This is a genomic window from Mycobacterium sp. URHD0025, from assembly GCF_000426065.1.
In the GTDB taxonomy this organism is placed as follows: domain Bacteria; phylum Actinomycetota; class Actinomycetes; order Mycobacteriales; family Mycobacteriaceae; genus Mycobacterium.
On the sequence record NZ_AUEQ01000012.1, the window covers coordinates 253,170 to 276,959 of the forward strand.

A 23,790-nucleotide genomic window follows, 5' to 3' on the forward strand; every position below is an offset into this window, starting at 1 on the left:
TGATCACGCAGTGCCTATGCGGCGTTCGGCGAGCTCCCGCAGGGGCTCCGGCAGTGCGGCCGCCTGCAGGATCGCGGGCAGATGCTGCGACTCCAGGGTCAAGGCACGGAACACGAACCCGACGGTGATGTCATGATCGGGCCGGTCGAAAACCACGATCTCGTCGCCGGCCGATACCGGTCCCGGTGTCACCAGGCGCAGGTAGGCGCCCGGAATCGCGGTTCTGGTAAAGGTTTTGACCCATCCGTTGATCTGCAACCAGTTTGCGAACGTGCGGCAGGGGATGCGCGGCCGGGATACCTCGAGCTCGAGGCCGCCGGACCCGACCCGCCAGCGTTCACCGATGACGGCGTTGGTGACGTCGATACCGGCGGTGGTCAGGTTCTCGCCGAACACCCCGTTGGCGATGTCCCGGTCCAGCTCGGTCTGCCAGGCATCGAGGTCCTCACGTGCGTAGGCGTACACAGCCTGGTCGTCTCCGCCGTGAAACTGTTGGTCGCCGATCGTGTCGCCGACGAGGCCGCTACCGAGCCCGCCGTGCATGGGGCCGGGGGCGCGCACCGCGACCGCTCCGTCGACGGGGCGCTTGTCGATGCCGGTGACGGCACGCCCCTCGGCGGTGTTGGGTCGTGGATGGGCCACGTTGACCGTCAGTACCTGCGCCATGCCGCACAGCGTAGTGGCTTAGAAGAGCGGTGTCGCAACGCCATTCGGGGCGCCCGGCGGTGGAGGCACCGGCAGGCACAGTCCGGTGGCGATATCGAGCTGCCGGCCCGGTACGCAGAACGGCGAACAGCCGTTGGTCACACCGGTTTCCCCGGGCGCACAGGCCGAGCTGGGGGCTGGTGTCACGATGGTGGCCACCGCCATCGACCCGGCTGACAGCACCGCGGCCGATACCACGGTGAACACCCCGCGCCACACTGCGCTCGTCATCGGTTGTCTCCTCATGAGCTGCACCTGCCCCGACCTATGGGCAAAGTCTAGGTGGCGCACCCGGCCCGTACCGGCAGTTGCCCCGTTGTCCGCCCAGACCCGGGCCCGTCCGCTAGCGTCACGTGGTTGTGCAGACCCTGATCGACTTCGACCGTGCGCCCGTTTTCGCCATTCCGACCGTCGAGCCGGTCGGCGGGCTCACCGTTCGCGAGGGCATGCTGCTCGAGGGCCCGCAGGGGTGGGGGGAGTTCAGCCCACTGCCGCACGAGCGTGCGCTGGGCCGCTGGCTCACGGCGGCGACCGAGCCGGGAACCGTGGGCTGGCCCGATCCGGTGCGTGGGCGAGTGCCGGTCGCGGTCACCATTCCGGCCAACGTGGACCCCGAACGCGCTCACCAGATGGCCGTGGCATCGGGCTGCCGGACCGCGGCTGTCGAGGTCGGTGTCGCGGGTCTCGCGCAGGACGTCGAGCGGGTACAGGCCGTGCGCGACGGGCTCGGAGCGGGCGGCGCACTCAGATGCGACGCCAAGGGCAGGTGGGATCCGGACGCCGCGGTCACCGCCATCACCGCCCTCGATCGTGCTGCCGGCGGACTGGAGTTCGTCGCCCAACCGTGCCGGACACTGGACGAACTCGTGCAGGTGAGACTTCGGATCGAGGTGCCCGTTGCGGCCGCCGAGTCGATCCGCGACGCCGACGACCCGATGAGCCTGCGCCTGGACCGGGCGGCCGACATCGCGGTGCTCGCCAGCGGGCCACTGGGCGGGGCCCGGCGCGCGTTGCGGGTCGCCGAGTCGTGCGGCTTGCCGTGTGTGGTCAGCTCAACCCTGGAGACGACGATCGGCCTCGCGTCGGGGCTCGCTCTGGCCGGGGCGCTACCCGAGCTGGCGTTCGCGTGTGAACTGGGAACCAGGGAGTTTCTGGCTGGTGACCTGGTCGCGGATTCGCGTTCCCTGGTCGCGGTCGATGGCTACCTACCCGTCGCGCCCATGCCCCCGGCTCCGCAGCGTGACCTGCTGGAGCGCTACGCCGTCACCGACCCGCGCCGAGCGGCGTGGTGGCGCGAACGTCTGCGCACCGCCCTATCTGCGTCCTGAACTGCGCCGATGTGATTTGCGGTGACCCAGCGCCTCTCGCGCCCGGCACCGGTTGCCCAACAGATTCAAGTAGCGCACTACGCATGTGCGCGGACCGCAGGCAACTCGAGAATCGACTTGGTCAGCTACCGCTGGCGGGAAGATCCAACGGAGGATGCCATGTCGATGTTCGCCAAGCTGTCGGAACTCCGGGCCGTCAAGACCCAGGACTCTGGTGGAACCGACGAGCTCAGTATCAGCAGAGCGGACGGGTTCCAGTTCAAGGCTGTGTCGATGTGCCAGGGGGATGTGGTGAATCTGGACCGACTGCTGCCCTTCGACGGCAAGCTCGAGATCGTGTTGAGGGAAGTGGATGTGCGTACCGACGAGATGGAGGATGTCGGCTCGATACTCATCTGTTCCGACGACTTGGGACGGGGAGAGCTCACCCAGCAGTTCAGGGGCGCGGGGGCCCAGTACGACCTCACCTACAAAGTGATCTGAGCCGCCTGAGAATCTCAGTCCTGTACTGCCTTTGCGATCGCCACACAGGTGGTCACCCAGTCCGCGTCGGGTTCGGGCATTTCCGTCAGCTCCCACATCGCGTTGTGCATCATCCGGACGATGACCCAGGCCCTGGCCCGGTCCATATCCAGGGCGGCGGCGTCGACCAGAGCCGACAGCCGGCGTCGGACGCCGTCGCGAACGTAGCCGGCAAGCTCGTCCCACCGGTTCCACAGCATCGGCGCGACCTCGTAGTGCGGGTCGCCGTTCATCGGCTTGGGATCGATCACCAGCCATGGCTCGCGATCGCCGGCGAGCACATTCTCGTAATGCAGGTCCCCGTGGATCAGGGTGCCGGTGACCGTCGGGTCGGCGGCCAGATCGTCGCCGAGGGCGATCGCCTGTTCCACCAGCCGACGTGGCACCGGGGCATTGCGGGGGAGCCGCTTCAGATCAGCGGTCGACCGGGCGGTGTGCACGGCCAGCGACCGCAGCTGCGGCAGCGCCGGGACATGAATCCTCCGGTAGAGCTCAGCCACGATCTCACAGGCCTCAATGTCCCAGAGCTCGTTGAGGTTTCGCTGGTGCAGCCGTTCCAGTAGCAGCATCCGACGGTGCGGGTCGGCGCTGAGCAGTCGGGCCGCACCGGCGCCTGCCCACCGGCGAAGCGCCAGGTGTTCGTGTTGTGACTCGTCGTCGGGAAAAGCGGCCTTGAGCACCGCGGGCACATCGTCGCGGGTCCGTACCGGCAGCACCATCGAGCAGTAGCCGTGAATTGCGGGCCCGTCGGCGTGCAGGTCCCATTCGTCGACCTGGGCGCGGATCAGTCTCGGCAGGCTGTCGACCCACGATTGCCACTCCGGCCCTCGTGCGCCCATCGCGCGCACGCCCTCGGGCAGATCGATCATCGCGGTCCATGGTCGCACCCCGGGCGGTCCGTCAGGCATCCGGTTTTGACAGACTGTGCCCTATGGCACAGATAACTCTCAAGGGAAACCCCATAAACACGGTCGGTGACCTGCCGGCAGTCGGTAGCGCGGCCCCCAGCTTCTCGCTGACCGGCACCGATCTCGGTGCGGTCACCAGCGAGCAGTACAACGGCAAGTCCGTGCTGCTGAACATCTTCCCGTCCATCGACACCGGGATCTGCGCGGCCAGTGTGCGCGCCTTCAACGAGCGTGCGGCCGCAAGCGGCGCCACGGTGCTGTGTGTGTCGAAGGACCTGCCGTTCGCGCAAGCGCGGTTCTGCGGTGCCGAGGGCATCGAGAACGTCACCACCGCGTCGGCGTTCCGGGACAGCTTCGGTGAGGACTACGGCATCACACTCGCCGACGGCCCGATGGCAGGTCTGCTCGGCCGAGCGGTCGTCGTCATCGGCGCCGACGGCAAGGTGGCCTACACGGAGCTGGTGCCCGAGATCGTCCAGGAACCGAACTACGACGCAGCCCTGGCCGCGCTCAAGTAGTCGCGTTCGTCCCTCACCGGCGCGACGCGCCGGTGAGGGACGAAGCGCAACCAGTGCCGGCGATCAGACCGGCCACTGCTCGCGGCGATAGGCCGCGTCGAAGAACATCCACTCGTATTTCGCCGTGACCGCGAAATGGGCTTGCGCGGCGGCCTCGTCCGCCCCGCCCAGTGTCGGTCCGAGCCGATCCGTGAGTTCCAGCACCTCGGCGACGGTGGTCGCGTATTCCTCGCCTCCGTAGCTGTCGATCCACCGCTGGTAGCGCCGATCGGGCGAACCGCGTTCCAGCAGCGCCGTCCCGACCCGGGCATAGATCCAGTAGCAGGGCAGGACCGCCGCCAATCCCTCGGCGAACCCGCCTCCGTAGGCGGTGGCCAGCAGATAACTCGTGTAGGCGCGGGTGGTCGGGGTTACCGGCGTCGCGTCCAGTGCAGCCGCATCCAGCCCCAGTTCGGGCAGCAGTTCGTTGTGTAGTGCGAGTTCGACATCGAAGACCTCGGCGGCATGCCGGGTGAACATCGCGGTGTCGGCGAGTGTGGGCGCCTTGGCGGCGACGATCGCCAGCGCGCGGGCGTAGTCGCGCAGGTAGTGCACGTCTTGCGCGACGTACTGCGCAAACGCGCCGTCATCCAGGCCGCCGTCGGTGAGGCCCGTCAGGAACGGGTGCGCCAGGATGGCGGCGAATGTCGGTTCGATCGTCTCCCACAGTCGGGCCGACCAGGATTGCGGATTCGCGTCGGGGCGCATGTCACCATCGTGGCAGGTCGCCCGCAAACGTTGGGTGCCACCTCTGCAAGCAGTCTGCCGCAACGATTTTCGTGACGGTGGGGCTTCGGGCGGAACCCAGGCGGATACTTTGCCCTGGCGCGCATGTGCATCGCGGTTCAGCGGTGTCCTGGACGGTGTGACCGGCGCCGCCACTCGCACTGGCTCCGGCGCGCGCGGTAACCGTTCGGTCACGGTAATGCATCTGATCGTGCTTGTGCCCCATACGGATTGGGCAAATCGCTCACCACGCGGTACAAATGGTTGACTCGACTGACGACGACCCGCAGTCGATGTCGTCGTCCGGTGGTCGAGAGAGTTGATGTTCGATGAGACGTACCTTTGCCCTTCTGTTCGGTCTGGCATTTCTGGTAGCGACTCCCGGACTGGCCGGCGCCGCACCGATCGAACGCCCTACCGGCAATCAGCGTTATGTCGATCTCGTGATCGCCCGCGCGTTGTCGCAGCGCGGTGTGCCCTTCAGCTACGGGGGCGGCGATGTCAACGGGCCGACCCGCGGCGTCGCCCGCACACTGCCCGCTCCGGGCCTGACTCCGGTGACCCCGCCCGCCATCGGGGGCGGTCTGACACCTGGGCTGTCCACCCCGGCGGTAACCGCCCCGGTGCTGACGCCGGGTGTCGGCCTTGCCCCTGATCCGTCGTCGAGCGTGGTCGGATTCGATGCCTCCGGCTTGATCGTGTATGCCTTCGCGGGGGCCGGCGTGAAGATGCCGCGATCCTCAGGTGAGCAGTACAAGGTCGGTCAGAAGGTGTTGCCGTCGCAGGCACTGCCCGGTGACCTGATCTTCTACGGGCCCGAGGGCACCCAGAGCGTGGCGCTCTACCTCGGCAACAATCAGATGATCCAGGGCACCGAGCCGGCAGTCGCCGTCACGCCGGTGCGGGGCGCGGGTATGACTCCCTATTTGGTCCGCATCATCGCCTGACCGCCGAAATTTGTGCGTCCTGGGCAGCTCAACTCTCCGTAGGCTGTGAGCCGTCGACGACGAAGGGCGCACAGGACCGATGGAACAGATCCCCGCGATCACGCGAACCGTTTTTCCCGACATCAGTTCGCGCGCCTGGGAGCACCCGGCGGACCGGACGGCGCTGACCGCGCTGCGCCGGCTCAAGGGATTCGACCAGATCCTCAAGGTGCTGTCGGGGATGTTTCGCGAGCGCAAACACCGGTTGCTGTACCTGGCCAGTTCGGCAAGGGTGGGTCCACGGCAGTTCGCCGACCTGGATGCGCTGCTGGAGGAGTGCGTGCAGGTGCTCGACGCTCCGGTGCGTCCGGAGATGTTCGTCATCCAATCCCCGGAAGCCAACGCGTACTGCATCGGCATGGACGATCCGTTCATCGTGATCACCTCCGGCCTCTACGACCTGATGACACACGACGAGATGCGTTTCATCATCGGTCACGAGCTCGGCCATGCGCTCAGCGGACATGCCGTCTACCGCACCATGCTCAATCATCTGATGCGCCTGGGCTCGTCGTTCGGTTTCATCCCGATCGGAGGCTGGGCGCTGCGGGCGATCGTCGCGGCCTTGCAGGAATGGCAACGTAAATCCGAGCTTTCGGGGGATCGCGCGGGCCTGTTGTGTGGCCAGGACTTCGACACGGCCATTCGGGTCGAGCTGAAGCTGGCGGCAGGTAGTCATCTCGAGAAGCTCGACACGCAGGCCTTCCTCGCGCAAGCGCGTGACTATGACGCCACCGGAGACATGCGCGATGGGTTGCTCAAGCTGCTCAACCTGGAGTTGCGCACCCATCCCTTCTCGGTGCTGCGGGCCGCCGCTCTGACCAAGTGGGTCGACACCGGCGGATACGGGGCGATCATGGCCGGCGACTATCCGCTGCGGTCCGATGATGACACGGCGAGCTGGACCGAAGACGTCAGCGCGGCGGCACGCCATTACAAGGATGGATTCGACCAGTCCGATGATCCGTTGATCCGTGGCATCCGGGACGGTTTGGGCGGTGTCGTCGACGGAGTGGGCCAGGCCGCGACGAGCGCTGCCGACGCGATGGGCCGCAAGATCTCCGAGTGGCGCCGCAACAACCGGCCCGGCGAGGAGTAGCGGTCCGGTGGGTAGTTGCCGTCGGGTCTACGGTAAGCCCCTAGACTAGGCGCTCGTGGGCATCCTGTTTGGCTTCGCGCCGTGGATCATCTACTGGGTACTCGTCGGCAATGTGCCGTTCCTGGTCGCCGTGCTGGTGGCTCTGGCGACGGCGATCGCGACGTTTGTGATCAGCCGGATCTCCGGCACGCCGGGACGCACATTGGAGGTCGGCGCTCTCGCGACCTTCGTCGTGCTGACGATCGTGACCCTGGTGCTGAGCCAGGACGTCATGGAGCGCTGGATCCAGCCGCTGAGCACGGTGGGCATCTTCCTGGTAGCGCTGATCGGCCTGTTGATCGGAAAGCCGTTCGTCCTGGAGTTCGCCGCGGCGGGCCAGCCGCCCGGAGTCGTGGAAAGCGATCTGTTCCAACGGATCGTGAAGATCCTGACCTGGATCTGGGTGGGCGCATTCGCCGGGATGACCATCTCCTCGGCGATCCCGCCCATCGTGCAGGGTGATGCCACGATCCTGGACACCAAGACGCCGCTGTCGTTCGTCTTCTACTGGGTCATCCCGTTCGCCCTGTTGGGCCTGGCCGCGCTGGCCTCCCGGGTCCTGCCCGACCGGATGACGGCGGGGATGAACGACATCGTGCGCAAGACCACGTTCGTGGCGTTCTCGGAGGCCGAGATCGACCAGCTGTACTACCTGGCGCAGGAGCACGCCAACCGCGAGGTCGGCGCCGGGCAGGAGGCGTACGACGTTCGGGTCGGCGGATCCGGAACTCCGTTGGTGGGTGACGAATCCCGGATGTCATGGCCGTCGACGTACAAGGTGCGCGACCGCAGGCGATAGGCAGGCGGTGACACCTCAGCCCGCCGGCACCATCCCGAGCAGGCCGAACATCATCACGATGCCCGGCAGCAGGTTGGTCACCTGATGGGCGATGATGCCGCCCCACAAGCTTCCGGAGTACAGCCGGGCCAAGGCAATCGGGATTGCCACCACCAGGAGCAACGGAGCGCGCTGAGGTTCCATGTGGGCCAGGGCGAACACCAGGGTGGACACCGTCACGGCGGTGATCCGACCCCAGCGTTGTTCGAGCGCGCCCCAGAGCAGTCCCCGGTAGACCACCTCTTCGCAGATGGGGGCGACGACGGCCACCAGGAGCAAAACGGTCACCGCGACCGGCCAGACGGTCCGTACGCCCTCGTAGACACCTCCCACGGCTGACGTCGCGTCCGGCCCGACGATCGACTGGTAGAGCAACGCCGCGGGCAGGGTGACGAAGAGGCCGCCGACGCCGAAGGCCACCCCGATACCGATGGCGCGCCAAGACCATTGCCACCGAAAGTCGATACGGGCCCCGTTGCCTCGCCATGACGCGATCGCGATGGCCAGAGCTGCGGCCACCAGTGTCGGCACGCCGATCGCCAGGGTGATCAACCAGGCGGGCGGTGGACCGGCGGGTGCGAACACGCCGAACGCTGCCGAGGTGAGCAGGTAGACGGCCTCGACGATCAGGAATGCGCCCAGACCCCAACGGTGAGTGGTCACTTGGTTCCGAAGATGCGGTCACCGGCATCGCCGACGCCGGGCACGATGTAGCCCTGCTCGTCGAGTTCCCGATCCAGTGCCGCAGCGTAGATGGGAACGTCCGGGTGCGCCTCGTGCATCGCCGCGACGCCTTCGGGGCATGTCAGCAGGCAGACGAACCTGATGGAGCGGGGGCCGTACTCCTTGATGCGGTCGATCGCCGCGACGGCTGAATTGCCGGTGGCCAGCATCGGATCGACGACCACGACGTCCCGTTCCTCAAGATCACTGGGCAGCTTGAAGTAATACTCCACGGCCACGCGGGTCTTCGGGTCGCGGTACAGGCCGATGTGGCCTACCCGGGCATTGGGCATCACACTGAGCATGCCGTCCAGGATGCCGCTGCCGGCCCGCAGAATGGACACGAACACCAGTTTCTTGCCGTCGATCACGGCTCCTGTGGTCGATTCCAGTGGCGTCTCGACGTCGATGTCGTGGACGGGGATGTCGCGCAGCACCTCATAGCTCATGAGCATCGATATCTCGATGAGAAGCTGGCGAAATCCTTTGGTGGACAGGTCTTTCTGCCGCATCAGTGTCAGCTTGTGCTGTACCAGCGGATGGTCGATGACGTGCAGGTTTCCCATGGTGTCCTCCTAGAAGACCGTGCCGTCGCTGACGATGGACAACGGCGGCCGGCCGTCGTGCAGGCGGGCAGCGAGTGCGCGTCCGGTCGCCCAGGTTCCGCCCTCCAGCACGCAGGCCAGCGGTAGTTGCGGGACCTCGAGATGGCGCACAACGAGGGGCGCCAATTCGTCGAGCAGCGCGACGGTCAGTGCCCGCCATTCCACCACGATTTCGTCGCCCACGGCCCAGTCCCGTTCGGCGAGCGCGGGATCACGCAACCGCAGGACGCCGGTGTCCAGGAGCAGACCGCCGTTTCGGTACTCGGGCAACCCGGTGAGGGCGTCGATGTCGGTCACCGTGACTCCTGCCCATTCGAACGGCTCCAGCAGTGAATAGGTCAGCCATTGCGACAACTTGTGAAACGGCATCCATCCACGCGAGAGACCGGGCCCGGGGACCTCCGCGTGCGGCCAGCAGTCACCCAGCGGTCGGCCATCGATGGCGTTGCCGGTCAGCCACACTCCGGAGAGGGTCCCCAATACGGTGGAGAGCAGGTCGTGGGCCGCGACCGCGGGACCGGACACCGTGTCGAACAGCCCACCGGGCCGGCCGTGCGGGCCGAACACGCCGGGGTGAGTGGCCAGTTGCGTGCCGAGTCGGCGCAGCAGTTCGACGCGGCCTGCGAGCCCGACCAACGGGTTCTCGGGGCCCACCTGAAAGGCGGCGGAAAGACTCTCGGCGTCGAGGCGCCGGAGCGCGGTTGCATCGACCCGCAGGGGATCGCCGGGATCACTGGAGAACAATCCACCGCAGAAGGCATGCCAGCCGGCCACCCCCAGCCCTTCCGACCGGGTCAGGACCAGGCCGGTGTCGGATTCGGTGTATTGCCAGTCGGTTCCGGCGCCCGCGTCCAGTAGCACGCTCACGACCGCCAGGTCGATCATCGAGCGAGCTTGGGCTGAGGCATCCATATTTCTTGTGCGCGTGGATAACTCGGCTCGACGGTCGATCCCGCCTGCCTCGAAATGACGCCATCTGCTGTGGTAGGGGATGGCGAGCGTGGGGTAGCGGGTCCGCGTCACGTCGGCGACGCTGACGGCCGCGTGGTCCAGGGCATCGTCATCGACCAGGAACCAGGGCGACTGGCCGGCCCGCGCGCGCCGGAGAAGGTGTTGGGCCCGTTCGCGAATCGCGGCGGTGGTGCGCAGGGTGGCGACGGCCGCCGAGCCGTCCACGGTGGTGGTCACGGGATGAGTCCGCGGCCCTTGGCGATCTTGAGTTCGTCGACGCCGGGCACCGGCCCCGGGGTGAAGTAGCCGGCGGCCATCTTGGCGTCGATCTCGACCCGGGCGTCGTCGGGAATCAGCTCGTCGGGAATGTTCACCCGTTCGCCGACCTCGATCCCGGAACCGGTGATCGCGTCGTATTTCATGTTGCTCATCGAGACCAGGCGGTGAATTCTGCGGATGCCCAACCAGTGCAGGACATCGGGCATGAGCTCCTGGAACCGCATGTCCTGCACGCCCGCCACGCATTCGGTACGGGCGAAGTACTGGTCGGCGGTGTCGCCGCCGTCCTGGCGCTTGCGTGCGTTGTACACCAGGAACTTGGTCACCTCGCCCAGTGCGCGGCCTTCCTTGCGTGAATATGCGACCAGCCCCACGCCTCCACGCTGGGCCCCGGCGATGCACTCCTCGAGCGCGTGGGTGAGATAGGGCCTGCACGTGCAGATGTCGGAACCGAAAACATCCGAACCATTGCACTCGTCGTGTACCCGAGCTGTCAGTTCCACGGTCGGATCGGCCAGATCGCGTGGTGCACCGAAGATGTAGAGGGTCTGCCCGCCGATCGGGGGCAGGAACACCTCGAGGTCGCCGCGGGTGACGAGTTCTGGGTACATTCCGCCGGTCTCCTCGAACAGCACCCGGCGCAGCGCGGTCTCGGTGCATCCGAACCGGGCCGCCACACCGGGCAGGAACCACACGGGCTCGATGGCGGCCTTGGTCACCAGTGCCGCACCGTTTTTCAGAAGCACTTCGCCGTCCGGATGCAGCCGTCCGGCAGCGATGGCCGTGGCGATCTCGGGCACGAGCACATGGGCCTTGGTCACCGCGATGGTGGGCCGGATGTCGTAGCCGGCCGCCAGCTCGGTGGCGAACGCGTCGGAAACCAACGCGCCCCAGGGGTCAAGGCTCACGATCGCGTGCGGTTGGCTCCACTGTGGGTATGGCCCGATCACGTCGGTGGGAGCGGTGTTGGTCAGGTCGGCACGGTGGGCGGGGGACAGCGCGCCGGCGGCGACGGCCAGTGCCCGGTACACGCTGTACGACCCGCTGTGGGTGCCGATCACATTGCGGTGTGCGCGCGTGGTGGTGGTACCGATCACGGGACCCCGCTCGGCGGCACTCGGTGCGGCCCAGTGGATCGTCGGGGTACCCGCGACAGCACTGTGGGATGTCAGCCGGATATGTCGGGCCTTCGCGGGCTCCGCCGATGCACCACTCGATTCGACGACCATCTCGGTGCTCCTTCCTCGGCGCACGCGCCGGCTGAGACATTCCAGTGAACCCTGATTCGGCGGGTTCTGCATGCGGTGTCGCCGTATCGTCGGTGCGGTGCGCTGGATCGTGGACGCCATGAACGTGATCGGATCGAAGCCGGACGGCTGGTGGAAGGACCGCCGCGGCGCGATGGCCGATTTGGTCCAGCGGCTCGAGCGCTGGGCCGCGGCCGGGGAAGATCCCGTGACGGTGGTGTTCGAAGGTCCGACGACGCCGCCGATCGAGTCCGCGGCCATCGAGATACGCCATGCCCCGCGGGCCGCCGCGAATTCCGCCGACGACGAGATCGTGCGGCTGGTCCAGGCGGATTCCCGGCCCGGAGAGATCACTGTTGTGACATCGGACAGCGCACTGGCCGAGCGGGTCCGCGCCGAGGGCGCACTGCTCCATCCGGCTGCCGGGTTCCGCGAGCTGATCGATCGATTCTGAGCTTAAACGCGTACTGTCTCGATCGATCCATCAATGATCAACTGGCGCAGGCTTTTCCGATCGAACTTTCCGCTGGGAAGGGTCGGTATCCGTTCGCTGGTGGTCAGCGCCCACCGGGTGGGCACCTTGTAGGCGGACAACTGTTCGCGGGCGGAAGCGGCCAAGGATCCCAGGTCGACCTCCGCGGTGGGCACCACGATCGCGCAGACTTCCTCGCCGCGCTGTGGGTCATCGATGCCGACGACCACGCACTGCGCGACACCAGCCGATTCGGCGACGACTGCCTCGACCTCCAAGGGTGAGACGTTGGCGCCCGCGGCCTTGATCAGATCGGTGGTCCGGCCGACGTAGAACAGCCGGGGATCGCCGTCGCGGCGGTAAACCTTGTCGCCGGTGTGGTACCAACCGTCGGCATCGAAGGTCTCGGACCGTTCACGCTTGTTGTATCCGGCCATCACTCCGATACCCCGGACCAGCAGTTCACCGGTGTCCCCGGGCGCGACAGGGGAACCGTGCTCGTCGACGATCGCCATGTCGGTGAAGGCGAATCCGCCCGCGGTCTCAGACATGGTGCGGTGGACCGGAAATCCGTCGGGCACATCGGTCATGGCGATGTCGAGCGGACCGTCGCGCAGCATCGGCGCACTGCTCAGGTTCCGCTCGGCGAAGGACGGATGTTCGCGCAACCGCTGGGTGAATGCGGGCCAGCCGACGAGTCCGGTGATGCGTTCGCGCTCAGCGAGATCCAGCGCGGTGGCGGGATCCAGTTTCGGCATGACCACGACGGTCACCGGTTCGTGCAGTGCGCCGGTGACCGCGAGCAATCCGCCGATCCAGAAGAACGGCATCGCGCACAGGACCCGGGACTCATCCTCGGTCCCGGTGATCGCCCGGATGGCGCTCGGCCAGGTCGAGGTCTGCCGCACCAGCGTGCCGTGGGTGTGCAGGACCCCCTTGGGATCGGCGGTGGACCCCGATGTGTGGACCATGATGGCGAGGTCGGCGGGGGAGACCTCGGCCTCGGCTGCGGCCAGCACTTCGACCGGCACCTCGTCGGCCGTCTCGTCACACCCTGGTGAGACCCAGGGCCGGTCCACCGCGCCGGTCAGTGCGATGCGACGCAGATAGGGGGCGGCGCGCAGGGCCAGCCGGTTCGTGGGCTGGTCGGTCAGCTCGGGCAGGGCCGCTTCCAACCGTGCTGCCACATCGATGTTCAATACGGTGTCGGGCGCGATGAGCAGCCCGATGTCGGCCAGGCGCAACACCTTTGCGATCTCGGCGGAGGTGTAGAGCGTGCTCAACGGCACGGCGACCGCACCGATCCGCGACACCGCGAGCCACCACGTCACCCACTCGGCACTGTTGGGGAAGAACAGGCCTACGCGCGTGCCCTTGCCCACCCCCTCGCGCAGCAACCACCGTGCCAGGCGCCCCGACCGCTGCTCGGCCTCCAGGTAGGTGAGCCGATCGCTGGGTGTGACCAGGTAGGCGGATTCACCGAACTGGGCAACGCTGCGGTGGAGCAGCGCCGGGATGGTCAGCGGGGGTGGTGTCACCGGACCATCTTCTCCAATGGTCCATACCGGCCTACCCGCGGTGGGTCACTGGCTTCCGCACGCGGGGCAGTCGGCTCGTGGTGGGCGTGGATCGTGGGGGTTGTCGGGGTCGGGGTCGCCGAACCACCGCGAGGGCTCATGCGCGGCGTACGTGTCGTGCCAGGACCACCACTCGTACGGTTTGGTCTGCGGATAACCCGGCGGGGAATCCTCCCAGCTCTCCTGTCGACCGAGCGCCGTCATATCCAGGAAGTTCCAGGTGTTGACGAACACTTCGTCGCCGCGGTCGTTGATGAAGTAAGTGCGGAAAATCTGATCACCGTCACGGATGAAGGCATTGGTGCCGTGCCATTCGTCGACGCCGAAGTCCACGTCGAACTCCGCGCCCTCGGTGGGGATCATGGTGTACCACGGGTGACTCCAGCCCATGCGCGCCTTGATCCGGGCGATGTCGGCCTGCGCCCCGCGGGAGGCGTAGACGAGTGTGGTGTCGCGGGCATTGAGGTGGGCAAGGTTACCGATGTGATCGGCCATCAACGAACAGCCGACACAACCGTGCTCCGGCCAGTCGTCCACACCCGGATCGAGGAACGCGCGGTAGACGATCAGTTGACGGCGCCCGGCGAACAGGTCGAGCAGCGTCATCGTGCCCTCGGGTCCTTCGAATGCGTAGTCCTTGTCCACCGGCGTCCACGGCATCCGCCGGCGAAGGGCCGCGAGGCGATCCCGTGTTCGGGTGAACTCCTTTTCCTTGACCAGCATTTCCTCCAGCGCGGCTTGCCATTCCGCCGCCGGCACGATCGGTGGGTTCTTCACGGCTGCTCCCGTCGTCGGTGCTCTTGATCTCCGGTCAAACATTCAACAACTCAGTTGAATAACATTGCTTCAGCACACCACGGTTCGTGGCTATAGTCAACAAGGTGGTTGAAGATCAAGTCCTGGACCGTGCCTATTCGGCCCTGGCCGATCCGACGCGTCGCCGTCTACTGGAGGCGCTGCGTCAGGGTGATGCCCGCATCAGCGACTTGGCCGCGCCGTTGCCCATGACGTTCGCGGGGGTCTCGCGGCATGTCGGGGTGCTGGAAGCCGCCGGTTTGGTGCAGCGCGAGGTCCGTGGTCGCGAGCACTGGGTGTCGCTCAAGCACGACGGATTGACCATGGCCCAGCAGTGGATGGACGAGCAGACGGACTTCTGGTCGAGCCGTGCCGACGCGCTGGCGGCACGGTTGCGGCGTCAGGCGGACTCTCGATGACCGACGCGCCGACAGTCCGCGTGCGGCGCCTGATGCCCGCGGCCCCTGATGTCGTATTCGACCAATGGCTGGATCCCGAGTCGCTGAGGGACTGGATGTGCCCGCGCCCCGTGCACTGCGTCGAGGTGGTGGTCGAACCCCGGGTCGGCGGGATCGTGCGGTTCGACGTCGACGATTCCGGCACGAGCGTGCTGATCACCGGGCAGTTCCTGGCCATCGAGCGGCCTCGCGTGCTGCGCTTCACCTGGAGCAACTCGGACTGGAGCGATCCGACGGTGGTGAGCATCGTCAACGTCGAATTCGAACCGGCCGGTGACGGGCAGACCTTGATGTCGATCGAGCATTCCCTTTTGCCCCCAGAGGAATTCGACAACTTCCACAGCGGGTGGGTCCTCACCTTCGAGCAGCTGGGAGCCCGCCTCGAGCGTGCCGCGACCTAGACTGCGGTCATGGACAGCGGCACCCAGGTTCAGTACGAGGCTCCGGCAGGCCTGCTCCGTATCGAGGACTGCCTCGATGAGGCCGGCGGTATCGTGCTGCCTCCGGGCACCACGCTGATTTCGCTGATCGACCGCAACATCGCTCACGTCGGTGATCTGGTTGCGTACCGATACCTGGATTTCAGCCACGGCGAGGACGAGATCGTCGAACTGACCTGGACTCAGCTGGGGGTTCGGCTCAGCGCTGTCGCGGCACGGCTCCAGCAGGTTGCCGTGCGCGGCGACCGCGTCGCGATCCTCGCGCCGCAGGGACTCGACTACGTCGTCGGCTTCTTCGCCGCGATCAAGGCGGGAAACATCGCGGTACCGCTGTTCGCGCCCGAATTGCAGGGCCACGCAGAACGACTCGAAACCGCGCTGCTGGATTCGCGCCCGACCACGGTGCTCACCACCGCCGCAGGAAATGCCGCGGTGCAGGAGTTCCTCGCGAAGATGCCGGAGGCCGTACGTCCCCGGGTGGAGCTCATCGATGAGATACCCGATTCTGAGGGGGACAGTTTCGCTCCGATTCCGGTCGATCCCGACGACGTCTCTCACCTGCAGTACACCTCGGGCTCGACGCGTCCGCCGGTCGGCGTGGAGATCACCCATCGTGCGGTGGGCACCAACCTGCTGCAGATGATCCTGTCCATCGACCTACTGAACCGAAACACCCACGGCCTCAGCTGGTTACCGCTCTATCACGACATGGGTCTGTCCATGATCGGGTTTCCCGCGGTGTACGGCGGGCACTCGACGCTGATGTCGCCGACCGCGTTCATCCGTCGTCCGCAGCGTTGGATCCGGGCGATGTCGGACGCATCGAAACACGGCCGCGTCATCACGGCCGCACCGAACTTCGCCTACGAGTGGACCGCCCAGCGCGGGGTGCCCGCAGCGGGGGAGGACATCGATCTGAGCAATGTGGTGCTGATCATCGGTTCCGAGCCGGTGATCCCTGAGGTGATCACGGCGTTCAACGAGACGTTCGCGCCGTACGGGCTGCCACCGACCGCCTTCAAACCGTCCTACGGCATCGCCGAGGCGACCCTGCTGATCTCGACGATCGCTCCGGCCGAGCAGGCATCGGTGGTCTACTTCGACCGCGAGCAGCTCGGACTCGGGCGAGCGGTGGCCGTGGACGCCCGCGACGAAGGAGCCGTCGCACATGTTTCGTGCGGTCACCCGGCCCGGAGCCTGTGGGCGGTGATCGTCGACCCGGCCACCGCCGACGCACTCGCCGAGGAAGTGCCCGATGGTGAGGTCGGCGAGATCTGGTTGCACGGCAACAACATCGGTCGCGGCTACTGGGGCAGGCCCGAAGAGACGCGCAAGACGTTCGGGGTGTCATTGCATTCGCGCCTGGCCCCGGACAGCCACGCGGACGGGCTGCCGGAGCACGCCAGGTGGCTCCGCACCGGCGATCTCGGGGTGTATTTCGAGGGACAGTTGTATGTGACGGGTCGCATGGCGGACTTGGTGCGCATCGACGGGCGCAGCCACTATCCCCAGGACATCGAGGCGACGGTGGCGGAGGCCTCCCCGTTGGTCCGGCGCGGCTACGTCACGGCGTTCACGGTGCCCGCCGAGGGAGATGGCGCCCAGCTGGTGGTGATCGCCGAGCGTGCGGCCGGCACCAGCCGGGCCGACCCGCAGGAGGCCGACGATGCCGTCCGTGCGGCGGTGGCCGAACGGCACGGTGTGACCGTGGCTGATCTGCGGTTCCTTCCGGCCGGTGCCATTCCGCGGACCACCAGCGGTAAGTTGGCCCGGCTGGCATGTCGCAGTGAGTATCTGGAGGGCGCATTGGGCGTGCGGTGACCGCTCACCGCGGGCATGCTGCTGATATGAGCAGAGACGAGATCACCGCCGCGATCGTAGAAGCCCGCCTTACCAAGGGCCTGACCTGGCAGCAGCTGGCCGATGCCATCGACAGACCCGTGGTGTGGACGGTTTCTGCGCTTCTCGGACAGCATCCGGTTCCGGTCGAGGCCGGCACGATCATCGTGGACCTGCTCGGATTGGACGCGTCGGTGATTCCGGTGCTGGCCGCGGTGCCGATGCGTGGTGGATTGCCGACGGCCGTGCCGACAGATCCCACCATCTACCGGTTCTACGAGGCGCTCCAGGTCTACGGCGGTGCGCTCAAGGAAGTCATCCACGAACAATTCGGTGACGGCATCATGAGCGCCATCAACTTCAGCGTCGACGTGCAGCGTAAATCGCACCCTGCCGGTGACCGAGTGGTGGTGACGTTCGACGGCAAGTTCCTGCCGTACGACTGGACGGCGGCCGAGAGAGTCGTCCGCTGCTAGTTTGCAGTCGTGGGCCAGTTTTCGGATTCGTGGGCCGCGCTGCGTGCGGCGGTGGCCGGACTCGCACCCGGCGACTTCGGTCAGCCGTCCGGATGTGCCGGATGGCTGATTCGGGATCTGGTGTGCCACCTCATCATTGACGCGCAAGATGTGCTGATCACGCTGGCCACCCCGGCCCACGCCGACCCCACCCGCGACGCACTGACCTACTGGGAGATCACCGGCACACCTCCCAATGGTGAGGATCCCCTCGACGCGCTGACCGTCCGGCTGGCCGCGGCGTACGAGGATCCGGCGCTGCTCACGTTCCATTTCGACGACGTGGGTTCGGCTGCGGGGAGAGCGGCCGAACTCGCCGACCCCGACCTGCGGGTCGGGACCAAGGAGCAGGTGCTCACCGTCGGGGACTACCTGGATGCCTACGTTCTGGAATGGACGCTGCACCACCTCGATCTCGTCGCGCACCTGCCTGCGACGCCGGGCCCGCCCGCGACAGGCCTTGCCGAGTCTCGGGCGATGTTCGAGGCCATCACGGGTGTCCGGTTTCCCGCGACGTTCGCCGACGCCGACGCACTGCGGGTGGGCACCGGCCGGCGAATCCCGACCGATTCGGAGAAGACGGCACTCGGCGCGACGGTGGCACAGCTACCGTTCGTGCTGGGCTGAGAGTTGCCTCTGGCCAAGCGGGCTGCCGACGGCCGATGATTACCTGACATCAGACGGCGACGGTAAGGATCTCATGTCTACACATCGAGCTGTACACGTCCAGTCCTCGGGTGGCGCCCTGGAACTCGTTGACGCGCAAACTCTCTCACCGGATCGGGGCCAGGTTCGGGTGGCCGTTGCCGCGTGCGGGGTCTGCGGCACCGATCAGGCCATCGTCAACGGCGGGTTCCCGGGTATGACCTGGCCGGTGACTCCGGGCCACGAGATCGCAGGCACGATCGCCGAAGTCGGCGCCGGTGTCACCGATTTCGCGGTGGGTGACCGCGTCGCGGTCGGGTGGTTCGGTGGCCACTGCGGGGTGTGCATTCCATGTCGCAAGGGACTGTTCATCCACTGTGACATCGGCCAGATACCGAGCCTGCATTACCCGGGCGGCTACGCGGAATCGGTGACGGTGCCGGCCAATGCGCTTGCCCGGATCCCCGACGAACTCTCCTTCGCCGAGGCCGCTCCCATGGGGTGTGCCGGCGTGACAACCTACAACGCCCTTCGCCACACCCGCGCGGTCGCGGGGGACCTGGTCGCGGTCCTCGGCGTCGGCGGCCTGGGACATCTCGGGCTGCAGTTCGCCCATGCGATGGGTTTCGAGACGGTTGCGATCGCCCGTGGCCGCGGCAAGGAGGCCGACGCCCGCTCGCTGGGGGCCAGGCATTTCATCGACTCGACGGCCGCGGACGTCAGTGCGGCGCTGCGTGATCTGGGTGGCGCGGCAGTCGTTCTGGCCACCGTCGGCAACTCGCAGGCCATGGCCGAGACTGTCGGTGGGTTGGCGCCGCGTGGCGAGCTGGTGGCGATCGGGGTGTCGGCCGATCCATTGCCGATCAGTCCGGTGCAACTGATCCAGCCCGCGCTGACGATCTCCGGGCATCCGTCCGGGACGGCGCGTGATGTCGAGGAGACGATGCATTTCGCGGTGCTGTCGGGGGTGCGCGCACTCATCGAAGAGCGCCCGCTCGCCGATGCGGCGGGCGCGTATGCGGCGATGGAACAGGGGCACGCGCGCTACCGCATGGTGTTGACGATCTGATCTATCTCACCCCGCCGGTCGTCGCGAGCAGGTAGCGTCGGTACTTCGTTTGCTGGACGACGAATCGGTGGGGGCCGGGATGGCGGGGAAGCAGATGGACACGGTTGCCGGGCGGATCTTCTCCAGGCGGCCACGTGGCGTTGTCCGCACGTTTGTCCGTGACATTTACTCTGCCCCGGTGCATTTCACGCCGAGGCGGCTCAGGACATTGGTATCCGCGGCGCTCATCGCCGTGTCGTCGTGCGTGGTCGGTGCCACGCCCGCCTCGGCTGCACCCGTGCCGTCGGCGCAGATCGACTTCGGCGGCATGATGCGCACGTACCGGCTCCACCTGCCGGCCGGAGGGGCACCTTCGGGGCTGGTGGTCAATCTGCATGCCGCAGGCGCGAGCGGTGCCGAGCAGGCGGCGCTGACCCATTACGACGCGGTTGCGGACGCCAATGGGTTCGCCGTGGTCTATCCCGATGGCATCGACTACAGCTGGGCCGACGGACGCGGCGCTTCGGTGCCGGACCGGCAGGGTGTCGACGACGTGGGGTTCATCTCGACCCTCGTCGAGCGTCTCGTGGCCGAGAACGGCATCCCGCGTGGCCGGGTGTTCGCCACCGGTCTGTCGGCGGGCGGCTTCATGGCCAACCGGTTGGCGTGCGACCGGGCTGATCTGTTCGCCGCGATCGCTCCGGTCGCAGGCACGCTCGGGACGAATGTCGGTTGCAGCCCGTCGCGGCCGGTGTCGGTTCTCGCGACCTACGGGACCGCGGATCCCATCGTGCCGTTCAACGGAGGGCCGATGACGGGCCGTGGCGGAGGGAGCACGGTGCTGTCCGGACCGGCCATGGTGGACCGGTGGCGCCAGATCAACGGTTGCCCGGCGCCGTCTGACGAGGTGCTGCCCGGCACTGGCGACGGCACCGAGACCCACCGCATCGCTTCCGATGGATGTGCGGCCGGTACATCGGTGGTGTTCATGCGAGTCGACGGCGGCGGACACACGTGGCCGGGGGTGCCCGACATCCTTCCGGTCCAGAACGTTGGCGCGGCCAGTCGAGCCTTCGACGCCTCCGACGTGTCCGGGCAGTTCTTCGCCTCGCACGGCAGATAGTCGCTGTCCCGGTACGGCGGGCGATCCAGCCGGCAATATCGATCACGTCGCGATTAACTGGCGGGCAGGTCCGGCGGTCGTACCGAGTTGCACTGAAATCCGTTGTTTAACAGACAAATTCACTTCACGACGTCCGGTGGTCACGTCAAGTCGCCGGCCGGGGCATCGGCCGGTGGGCCGAACTCAGGGGGATCGCGGCGATAAGGTTCCGGCCGTGGACTGGCACAGCTGGCACGACGATTACGACAGGCCCGATTCGGCGCTGGCACAGCGGCTTCGCGCGGTACAGGACTTGATCCGGCAAGCGCTGGACGTGGCTCCGGCAGGCCCGGTGCGGATCGTCAGCCTGTGCGCGGGCCAGGGGCGAGACCTGCTCGAGGTGCTGGCCGAACATCCGCGACGCGGCGACGTCCGGGCGCGGCTGGTCGAGCTGGACCCCCGCAATGCCGAGGTCGCCGCCGCGACCGTGGACAGACTCCGGTTGACCGGGGTGGAGGTGGTGGTCGGCGACGCCTCCCGCACCGACCACTATGCGGACCTGGTCCCGGCCGACATCGTGGTGGCCTGCGGCATCTTCGGCAACATCACCGATGACGACATCGAGCGGACGATCGGATTCTTCCCGCAGCTCGCCAAATCCGGCGCCACGGTGCTGTGGACTCGCGGGCGCACCGACCCGGACCGGATTCCCTTGATCCTGAATTGGTTTGACGAGCGGGCATTCGATCTCATCTGGGTGTCGTCACCGGATGTGAGCTACGGCGTCGGAGCTCATCGGTTCACCGGGCAGTCCGAACCGTTGGTGTCCGGTGCCCAGATATTCGACTTTGTCGGCTCCGATGTGATCCGGGCAGCCGACCGCGCCCGCTGACGACATCGCAGGCTGGGCGTAGTTCCACCGGGACCCGCCCTTTCGTCAGTACGCTTTTGAACGATGACTGAGGAAGGCCTGAACGGCAGGGCTCGCTTGCGCGGGGGGTTGCGTATCGCGCTGCGCGGACGCCGCGATCCGGCACCGGTCGCCGGCCGGCGCAGTCGCGCATCGGCGGGGATGGGTGACATACACACCCGCAAGGTTCTGGATCTCACCATCCGGCTCGCCGAGGTCATGCTGTCGTCGGGCTCGGGTACTGCCGACGTGGTCGCCACCGCCCAGGACGTCGCACAGGCCTACCGGCTCACCGACTGCGTCGTCGACATCACCGTCGCGACGATCATCGTCTCGGCGCTGCCAACGGCGGACAGTCCGCCGGTCACGATCATGCGCGCGGTGCGGACCCGGTCGACGGATTACACCCGGCTTGACCAGCTCGACCGTTTGGTGCGGCGGATCACCTCCGGCGGTATCACCGTCGACGAGGCGCATGAGGCCATGGATGAGCTGACCGAGAGCCCGCATCCGTTCCCTCGGTGGCTCGCGACGGCCGGATGGGCAGGTTTCGCGCTCGGCATCGCGATGCTGCTGGGCGGCAACTGGCTGACCTGCCTTCTCGCCAGCCTCACCGCGGCGCTGATCGACCGGGTCGGCCGTCTGCTGAACCGAATCGGCACGCCGTTCTTCTTCCAGCATGCGGTCGGGGCGGCGATCGCGACGGTGATCGCGCTGGCGGCTTACCGCTACGCCGGTCAGGGTCTCAGTGCGCTGGTCGCCACCGGCATCGTGTTGTTGTTGTCCGGCATGACCCTCGTCGGTGCGGTGCAGGATGCGTTGACCGGTTACATGGTCACCGCGGTCGCGCGGCTCGGTGACGCGGTTTTTCTCACCGCGGGAATCGTTGTGGGCATCACCGGCGCGCTGCAGGCCGCCACGCTGCTGGGAGTCGAGATCGAACTGCACGTCAACACCGCGGGCACCTTCATCACACCAAGAGGAGCACTGCCGATCGTCCTGGCGGTACTTGGTGCCGCGCTGGCCGGGATGTGCCTCACCATGGCCAGCTATGCGCCACTGCGCTCGCTACCCACCGCGGGGCTGGCGGCCGGGCTGGCCGAGCTGACGCTGATCGGCCTGGGGACCGCCGGGTTCGGCCAGTGGGCGGCCACTGGGATCGCGGCAGTCGGTGTCGGTTTTCTGGCCACACTGATCTCCATTCGCCGGCAGTCTCCGGCGCTGGTGACGGCGACTGCCGGCATCATGCCGATGCTGCCGGGCCTCGCGGTGTTCTGGGCGGTGTTCGCCTTCGCCGTGGATGAGAAGTTCGGTGAGGGCCTGGCGCACCTGCTGACCGCGGCCGCGACGGCGTTGGCACTCGGTAGCGGCGTGGTGATGGGTGAGCTGCTCGGTTCGCCACTGCGGTACCGGGCGGGACGCATCGGTGAGTTCTTCCGCAAAGAGGGGCCGCCAGGGCTGCGCCGGGCAGTGGGCCAGGTGGTGCAGCTACAACCGGCCGAGAGCGCCCCGGCGGTCGGTGTCCAACGCGAAAGCGTTCCGTTGGAAGCGGCCCCTGCCGATGAGCACGACGCCGACGAAAGCGAAGAACAGGGCCACTGACCAGGCGGTCAGGGCGATCCCACCCCGGGAACGCCGACGCGCGCCTGCAGAATCCGTCCCGTCGATGAGCCGGTCAGAAGGCCTTCATGGGTCGTGTCGTCCACCACGAGATACAGCGTTCGCCCGTCGTGTCCGCCGAGCGCCGGTGCGACTGCCCAGCCGCGGTCGATCTCGATGCGGTGGGTGATCTCACCGCCGCCGACCACGCGCAGGAACTCGCCGGTGTCATAGCAACCGACCCACACGCCGCCCGCGGCATCGATGCACAACCCGTCGGGATGCCGCTCGGGACCGAGTTCGGCGAAGACGGTCGGGTCACCCAGGCCGCCGTCGAGGCCGACCGTGAAGGCCAGCAGTCGCGACCCGTGGGTCTCGCTGACCACCAGGGTCGACCCGTCGGGCAGCATGCCGAGTCCGTTGGGCATCGACAGCCCGCGCGCGACGACCCGCACCGCACCGTCGGCGCCGACCAGTCCGATGCCGCCGGCGATGGTGCCGCCGTCGGCGATGTAGAGGTCGACGAACGTTCGGCCGTCCGGGGCCACCAGCAGATCATTGGTGGACCATGCGACGTCACTGATGTCGTACGAGGCGGTGACGTTTCCGGTGGCGTCGACGTGGTGCAGCTCGGCGGCGAAAAGCGTTGACACCACCAGAGTTCCGTCGGGAAGCCAGCCGAGCCCGGAGGCCCGTGCGAGTTCCACCTCGATTGCGAGGTCGCCGGCTTCACCGGCCGAATACACCCGCCCGGCGAGTCCGTCGGTGAACCACAGGCGGTCACCGTGCCAGCGAGGCCCTTCGCCGTAGACGATCCCGTCGAGGAACGGGGCCGCGGCGATGGCCTCGACCGATGTCATCGGGCCCTCAGGTCCGG

27 protein-coding genes are annotated in these 23,790 nt (G+C 67.2%); 16 read left to right on the plus strand and 11 right to left on the minus strand.

Annotation, left to right across the window (positions count from 1 at the left end):
• Positions 1-3: 3 nt before the first annotated feature.
• Together H977_RS0119920 and H977_RS0119925 are read right to left on the minus strand one after the other, a co-directional pair.
• Positions 4-666, minus strand: a complete 663-nt coding sequence (locus H977_RS0119920; protein WP_029109509.1) for an MOSC domain-containing protein — start codon at positions 664-666, stop codon at positions 4-6.
• 18 nt (positions 667-684) lie between these two features.
• Positions 685-936 (minus strand): hypothetical protein, encoded by a 252-nt coding sequence (locus H977_RS0119925; protein WP_029109510.1) that lies wholly within the window; start codon positions 934-936, stop codon positions 685-687.
• Between the two features lie 128 nt (positions 937-1,064).
• On the opposite strand from H977_RS0119925, the gene H977_RS0119930 reads away from it, so the two are divergent.
• Complete coding sequence (locus H977_RS0119930; protein WP_029109511.1) at positions 1,065-2,033, plus strand: o-succinylbenzoate synthase; 969 nt, start codon at positions 1,065-1,067, stop codon at positions 2,031-2,033.
• 159 nt (positions 2,034-2,192) lie between these two features.
• On the plus strand, positions 2,193-2,516 hold the full coding sequence (locus tag H977_RS0119935; RefSeq protein ID WP_155946727.1) for a hypothetical protein: 324 nt from the start codon (positions 2,193-2,195) through the stop codon (positions 2,514-2,516).
• Between the two features lie 14 nt (positions 2,517-2,530).
• Here the strand turns inward: H977_RS0119935 and H977_RS0119940 are convergent, their stop codons facing one another.
• On the minus strand, positions 2,531-3,424 hold the full coding sequence (locus H977_RS0119940) for an aminoglycoside phosphotransferase family protein (RefSeq protein WP_029109513.1): 894 nt from the start codon (positions 3,422-3,424) through the stop codon (positions 2,531-2,533).
• A 62-nt stretch (positions 3,425-3,486) separates the two neighbouring features.
• Between H977_RS0119940 and tpx the strand changes: the two genes are divergently transcribed.
• On the plus strand, positions 3,487-3,981 hold the full coding sequence (gene tpx, locus H977_RS0119945; RefSeq protein WP_029109514.1) for a thiol peroxidase: 495 nt from the start codon (positions 3,487-3,489) through the stop codon (positions 3,979-3,981).
• Between the two features lie 63 nt (positions 3,982-4,044).
• Here the strand turns inward: tpx and tenA are convergent, their stop codons facing one another.
• Entirely contained in the window at positions 4,045-4,728 is a 684-nt protein-coding gene (gene tenA / locus H977_RS0119950; protein ID WP_029109515.1) for a thiaminase II, read from the minus strand.
• A 347-nt stretch (positions 4,729-5,075) separates the two neighbouring features.
• Between tenA and ripD the strand changes: the two genes are divergently transcribed.
• The 3 genes from ripD to H977_RS0119965 all read left to right on the plus strand — a co-directional run bounded on the left by ripD (position 5,076) and on the right by H977_RS0119965 (position 7,669).
• Positions 5,076-5,693: an NlpC/P60 family peptidoglycan-binding protein RipD gene (gene ripD, locus H977_RS0119955; RefSeq protein ID WP_029109516.1), complete on the plus strand. Its 618-nt coding sequence runs from the start codon at positions 5,076-5,078 to the stop codon at positions 5,691-5,693.
• Between the two features lie 79 nt (positions 5,694-5,772).
• Positions 5,773-6,831 carry a M48 family metallopeptidase gene (locus H977_RS0119960; protein ID WP_029109517.1) on the plus strand — a complete coding sequence of 353 codons (1,059 nt, stop codon included), beginning with the start codon at positions 5,773-5,775 and terminating at the stop codon, positions 6,829-6,831.
• Positions 6,832-6,886: 55 nt separating this feature from the next.
• The gene (locus H977_RS0119965; protein ID WP_029109518.1) at positions 6,887-7,669 is read left to right on the plus strand and encodes a hypothetical protein; all 783 of its coding nucleotides are present in this window, start codon (positions 6,887-6,889) and stop codon (positions 7,667-7,669) included.
• A gap of 15 nt (positions 7,670-7,684) precedes the next feature.
• On the opposite strand, the gene H977_RS0119970 is transcribed toward H977_RS0119965, so the two are convergent.
• From H977_RS0119970 to H977_RS0119985, 4 genes are read right to left on the minus strand one after another with little or no spacing between them, the layout of a single operon-like run.
• Complete coding sequence (locus H977_RS0119970) at positions 7,685-8,371, minus strand: CPBP family intramembrane glutamic endopeptidase (protein ID WP_029109519.1); 687 nt, start codon at positions 8,369-8,371, stop codon at positions 7,685-7,687.
• Complete coding sequence (gene upp / locus H977_RS0119975; protein ID WP_029109520.1) at positions 8,368-8,997, minus strand: uracil phosphoribosyltransferase; 630 nt, start codon at positions 8,995-8,997, stop codon at positions 8,368-8,370. The genes H977_RS0119970 and upp overlap by 4 nt, the downstream gene beginning before the upstream one ends.
• A gap of 9 nt (positions 8,998-9,006) precedes the next feature.
• Entirely contained in the window at positions 9,007-10,224 is a 1,218-nt protein-coding gene (locus H977_RS0119980; RefSeq protein WP_029109521.1) for a URC4/urg3 family protein, read from the minus strand.
• A complete protein-coding gene (locus H977_RS0119985; RefSeq protein WP_029109522.1) occupies positions 10,221-11,495 on the minus strand; it encodes a GTP cyclohydrolase II in 1,275 nt (424 codons plus the stop codon). The genes H977_RS0119980 and H977_RS0119985 overlap by 4 nt, the downstream gene beginning before the upstream one ends.
• Before the next feature lie 97 nt (positions 11,496-11,592).
• On the opposite strand from H977_RS0119985, the gene H977_RS0119990 reads away from it, so the two are divergent.
• Positions 11,593-11,967, plus strand: coding sequence for an NYN domain-containing protein (locus H977_RS0119990; protein ID WP_029109523.1), 375 nt, complete (start codon positions 11,593-11,595; stop codon positions 11,965-11,967).
• A gap of 2 nt (positions 11,968-11,969) precedes the next feature.
• Here the strand turns inward: H977_RS0119990 and H977_RS0119995 are convergent, their stop codons facing one another.
• On the minus strand, positions 11,970-13,523 hold the full coding sequence (locus H977_RS0119995) for a class I adenylate-forming enzyme family protein (protein ID WP_029109524.1): 1,554 nt from the start codon (positions 13,521-13,523) through the stop codon (positions 11,970-11,972).
• Positions 13,524-13,568: 45 nt separating this feature from the next.
• A complete protein-coding gene (locus tag H977_RS0120000) occupies positions 13,569-14,339 on the minus strand; it encodes a DUF899 domain-containing protein (protein ID WP_029109525.1) in 771 nt (256 codons plus the stop codon).
• A gap of 104 nt (positions 14,340-14,443) precedes the next feature.
• On the opposite strand from H977_RS0120000, the gene H977_RS0120005 reads away from it, so the two are divergent.
• The 9 genes from H977_RS0120005 to H977_RS0120045 all read left to right on the plus strand — a co-directional run bounded on the left by H977_RS0120005 (position 14,444) and on the right by H977_RS0120045 (position 22,916).
• Complete coding sequence (locus H977_RS0120005; protein WP_029109526.1) at positions 14,444-14,776, plus strand: ArsR/SmtB family transcription factor; 333 nt, start codon at positions 14,444-14,446, stop codon at positions 14,774-14,776.
• Entirely contained in the window at positions 14,773-15,216 is a 444-nt protein-coding gene (locus H977_RS0120010; RefSeq protein ID WP_029109527.1) for an SRPBCC family protein, read from the plus strand. The genes H977_RS0120005 and H977_RS0120010 overlap by 4 nt, the downstream gene beginning before the upstream one ends.
• Before the next feature lie 9 nt (positions 15,217-15,225).
• A complete protein-coding gene (locus H977_RS0120015) occupies positions 15,226-17,076 on the plus strand; it encodes a fatty acyl-AMP ligase (RefSeq protein ID WP_029109528.1) in 1,851 nt (616 codons plus the stop codon).
• A 26-nt stretch (positions 17,077-17,102) separates the two neighbouring features.
• A complete protein-coding gene (gene cynS, locus H977_RS0120020; protein ID WP_029109529.1) occupies positions 17,103-17,570 on the plus strand; it encodes a cyanase in 468 nt (155 codons plus the stop codon).
• Between the two features lie 9 nt (positions 17,571-17,579).
• Complete coding sequence (locus H977_RS0120025; RefSeq protein ID WP_029109530.1) at positions 17,580-18,236, plus strand: maleylpyruvate isomerase N-terminal domain-containing protein; 657 nt, start codon at positions 17,580-17,582, stop codon at positions 18,234-18,236.
• Between the two features lie 73 nt (positions 18,237-18,309).
• Entirely contained in the window at positions 18,310-19,323 is a 1,014-nt protein-coding gene (locus H977_RS0120030) for an alcohol dehydrogenase catalytic domain-containing protein (protein WP_029109531.1), read from the plus strand.
• 226 nt (positions 19,324-19,549) lie between these two features.
• A complete protein-coding gene (locus H977_RS0120035) occupies positions 19,550-20,425 on the plus strand; it encodes a CE1 family esterase (protein ID WP_502691189.1) in 876 nt (291 codons plus the stop codon).
• Between the two features lie 214 nt (positions 20,426-20,639).
• Positions 20,640-21,296: a class I SAM-dependent methyltransferase family protein gene (locus H977_RS0120040; protein WP_029109533.1), complete on the plus strand. Its 657-nt coding sequence runs from the start codon at positions 20,640-20,642 to the stop codon at positions 21,294-21,296.
• Positions 21,297-21,359: 63 nt separating this feature from the next.
• Positions 21,360-22,916 (plus strand): threonine/serine exporter family protein, encoded by a 1,557-nt coding sequence (locus H977_RS0120045; RefSeq protein ID WP_029109534.1) that lies wholly within the window; start codon positions 21,360-21,362, stop codon positions 22,914-22,916.
• A gap of 8 nt (positions 22,917-22,924) precedes the next feature.
• Here the strand turns inward: H977_RS0120045 and H977_RS0120050 are convergent, their stop codons facing one another.
• Positions 22,925-23,773 carry an SMP-30/gluconolactonase/LRE family protein gene (locus H977_RS0120050; protein WP_029109535.1) on the minus strand — a complete coding sequence of 283 codons (849 nt, stop codon included), beginning with the start codon at positions 23,771-23,773 and terminating at the stop codon, positions 22,925-22,927.
• Positions 23,774-23,790 lie beyond the last annotated feature (17 nt).

What these genes read in the sequence shown, in the direction of transcription:
- H977_RS0119920 (WP_029109509.1), bottom strand. Translation starts at nt 666, where the DNA reads ATGGCGCAGGTACTGACGGTCAACGTGGCCCATCCACGACCCAACACC.
- H977_RS0119925 (WP_029109510.1), bottom strand. Translation starts at nt 936, where the DNA reads ATGACGAGCGCAGTGTGGCGCGGGGTGTTCACCGTGGTATCGGCCGCG.
- H977_RS0119935 (WP_155946727.1), top strand. Translation starts at nt 2,193, where the DNA reads ATGTCGATGTTCGCCAAGCTGTCGGAACTCCGGGCCGTCAAGACCCAG.
- H977_RS0119940 (WP_029109513.1), bottom strand. Translation starts at nt 3,424, where the DNA reads ATGATCGATCTGCCCGAGGGCGTGCGCGCGATGGGCGCACGAGGGCCG.
- tpx (WP_029109514.1), top strand. Translation starts at nt 3,487, where the DNA reads ATGGCACAGATAACTCTCAAGGGAAACCCCATAAACACGGTCGGTGAC.
- tenA (WP_029109515.1), bottom strand. Translation starts at nt 4,728, where the DNA reads ATGCGCCCCGACGCGAATCCGCAATCCTGGTCGGCCCGACTGTGGGAG.
- ripD (WP_029109516.1), top strand. Translation starts at nt 5,076, where the DNA reads ATGAGACGTACCTTTGCCCTTCTGTTCGGTCTGGCATTTCTGGTAGCG.
- H977_RS0119960 (WP_029109517.1), top strand. Translation starts at nt 5,773, where the DNA reads ATGGAACAGATCCCCGCGATCACGCGAACCGTTTTTCCCGACATCAGT.
- upp (WP_029109520.1), bottom strand. Translation starts at nt 8,997, where the DNA reads ATGGGAAACCTGCACGTCATCGACCATCCGCTGGTACAGCACAAGCTG.
- H977_RS0119985 (WP_029109522.1), bottom strand. Translation starts at nt 11,495, where the DNA reads ATGGTCGTCGAATCGAGTGGTGCATCGGCGGAGCCCGCGAAGGCCCGA.
- H977_RS0120010 (WP_029109527.1), top strand. Translation starts at nt 14,773, where the DNA reads ATGACCGACGCGCCGACAGTCCGCGTGCGGCGCCTGATGCCCGCGGCC.
- H977_RS0120015 (WP_029109528.1), top strand. Translation starts at nt 15,226, where the DNA reads ATGGACAGCGGCACCCAGGTTCAGTACGAGGCTCCGGCAGGCCTGCTC.
- cynS (WP_029109529.1), top strand. Translation starts at nt 17,103, where the DNA reads ATGAGCAGAGACGAGATCACCGCCGCGATCGTAGAAGCCCGCCTTACC.
- H977_RS0120030 (WP_029109531.1), top strand. Translation starts at nt 18,310, where the DNA reads ATGTCTACACATCGAGCTGTACACGTCCAGTCCTCGGGTGGCGCCCTG.
- H977_RS0120045 (WP_029109534.1), top strand. Translation starts at nt 21,360, where the DNA reads ATGACTGAGGAAGGCCTGAACGGCAGGGCTCGCTTGCGCGGGGGGTTG.
- H977_RS0120050 (WP_029109535.1), bottom strand. Translation starts at nt 23,773, where the DNA reads ATGACATCGGTCGAGGCCATCGCCGCGGCCCCGTTCCTCGACGGGATC.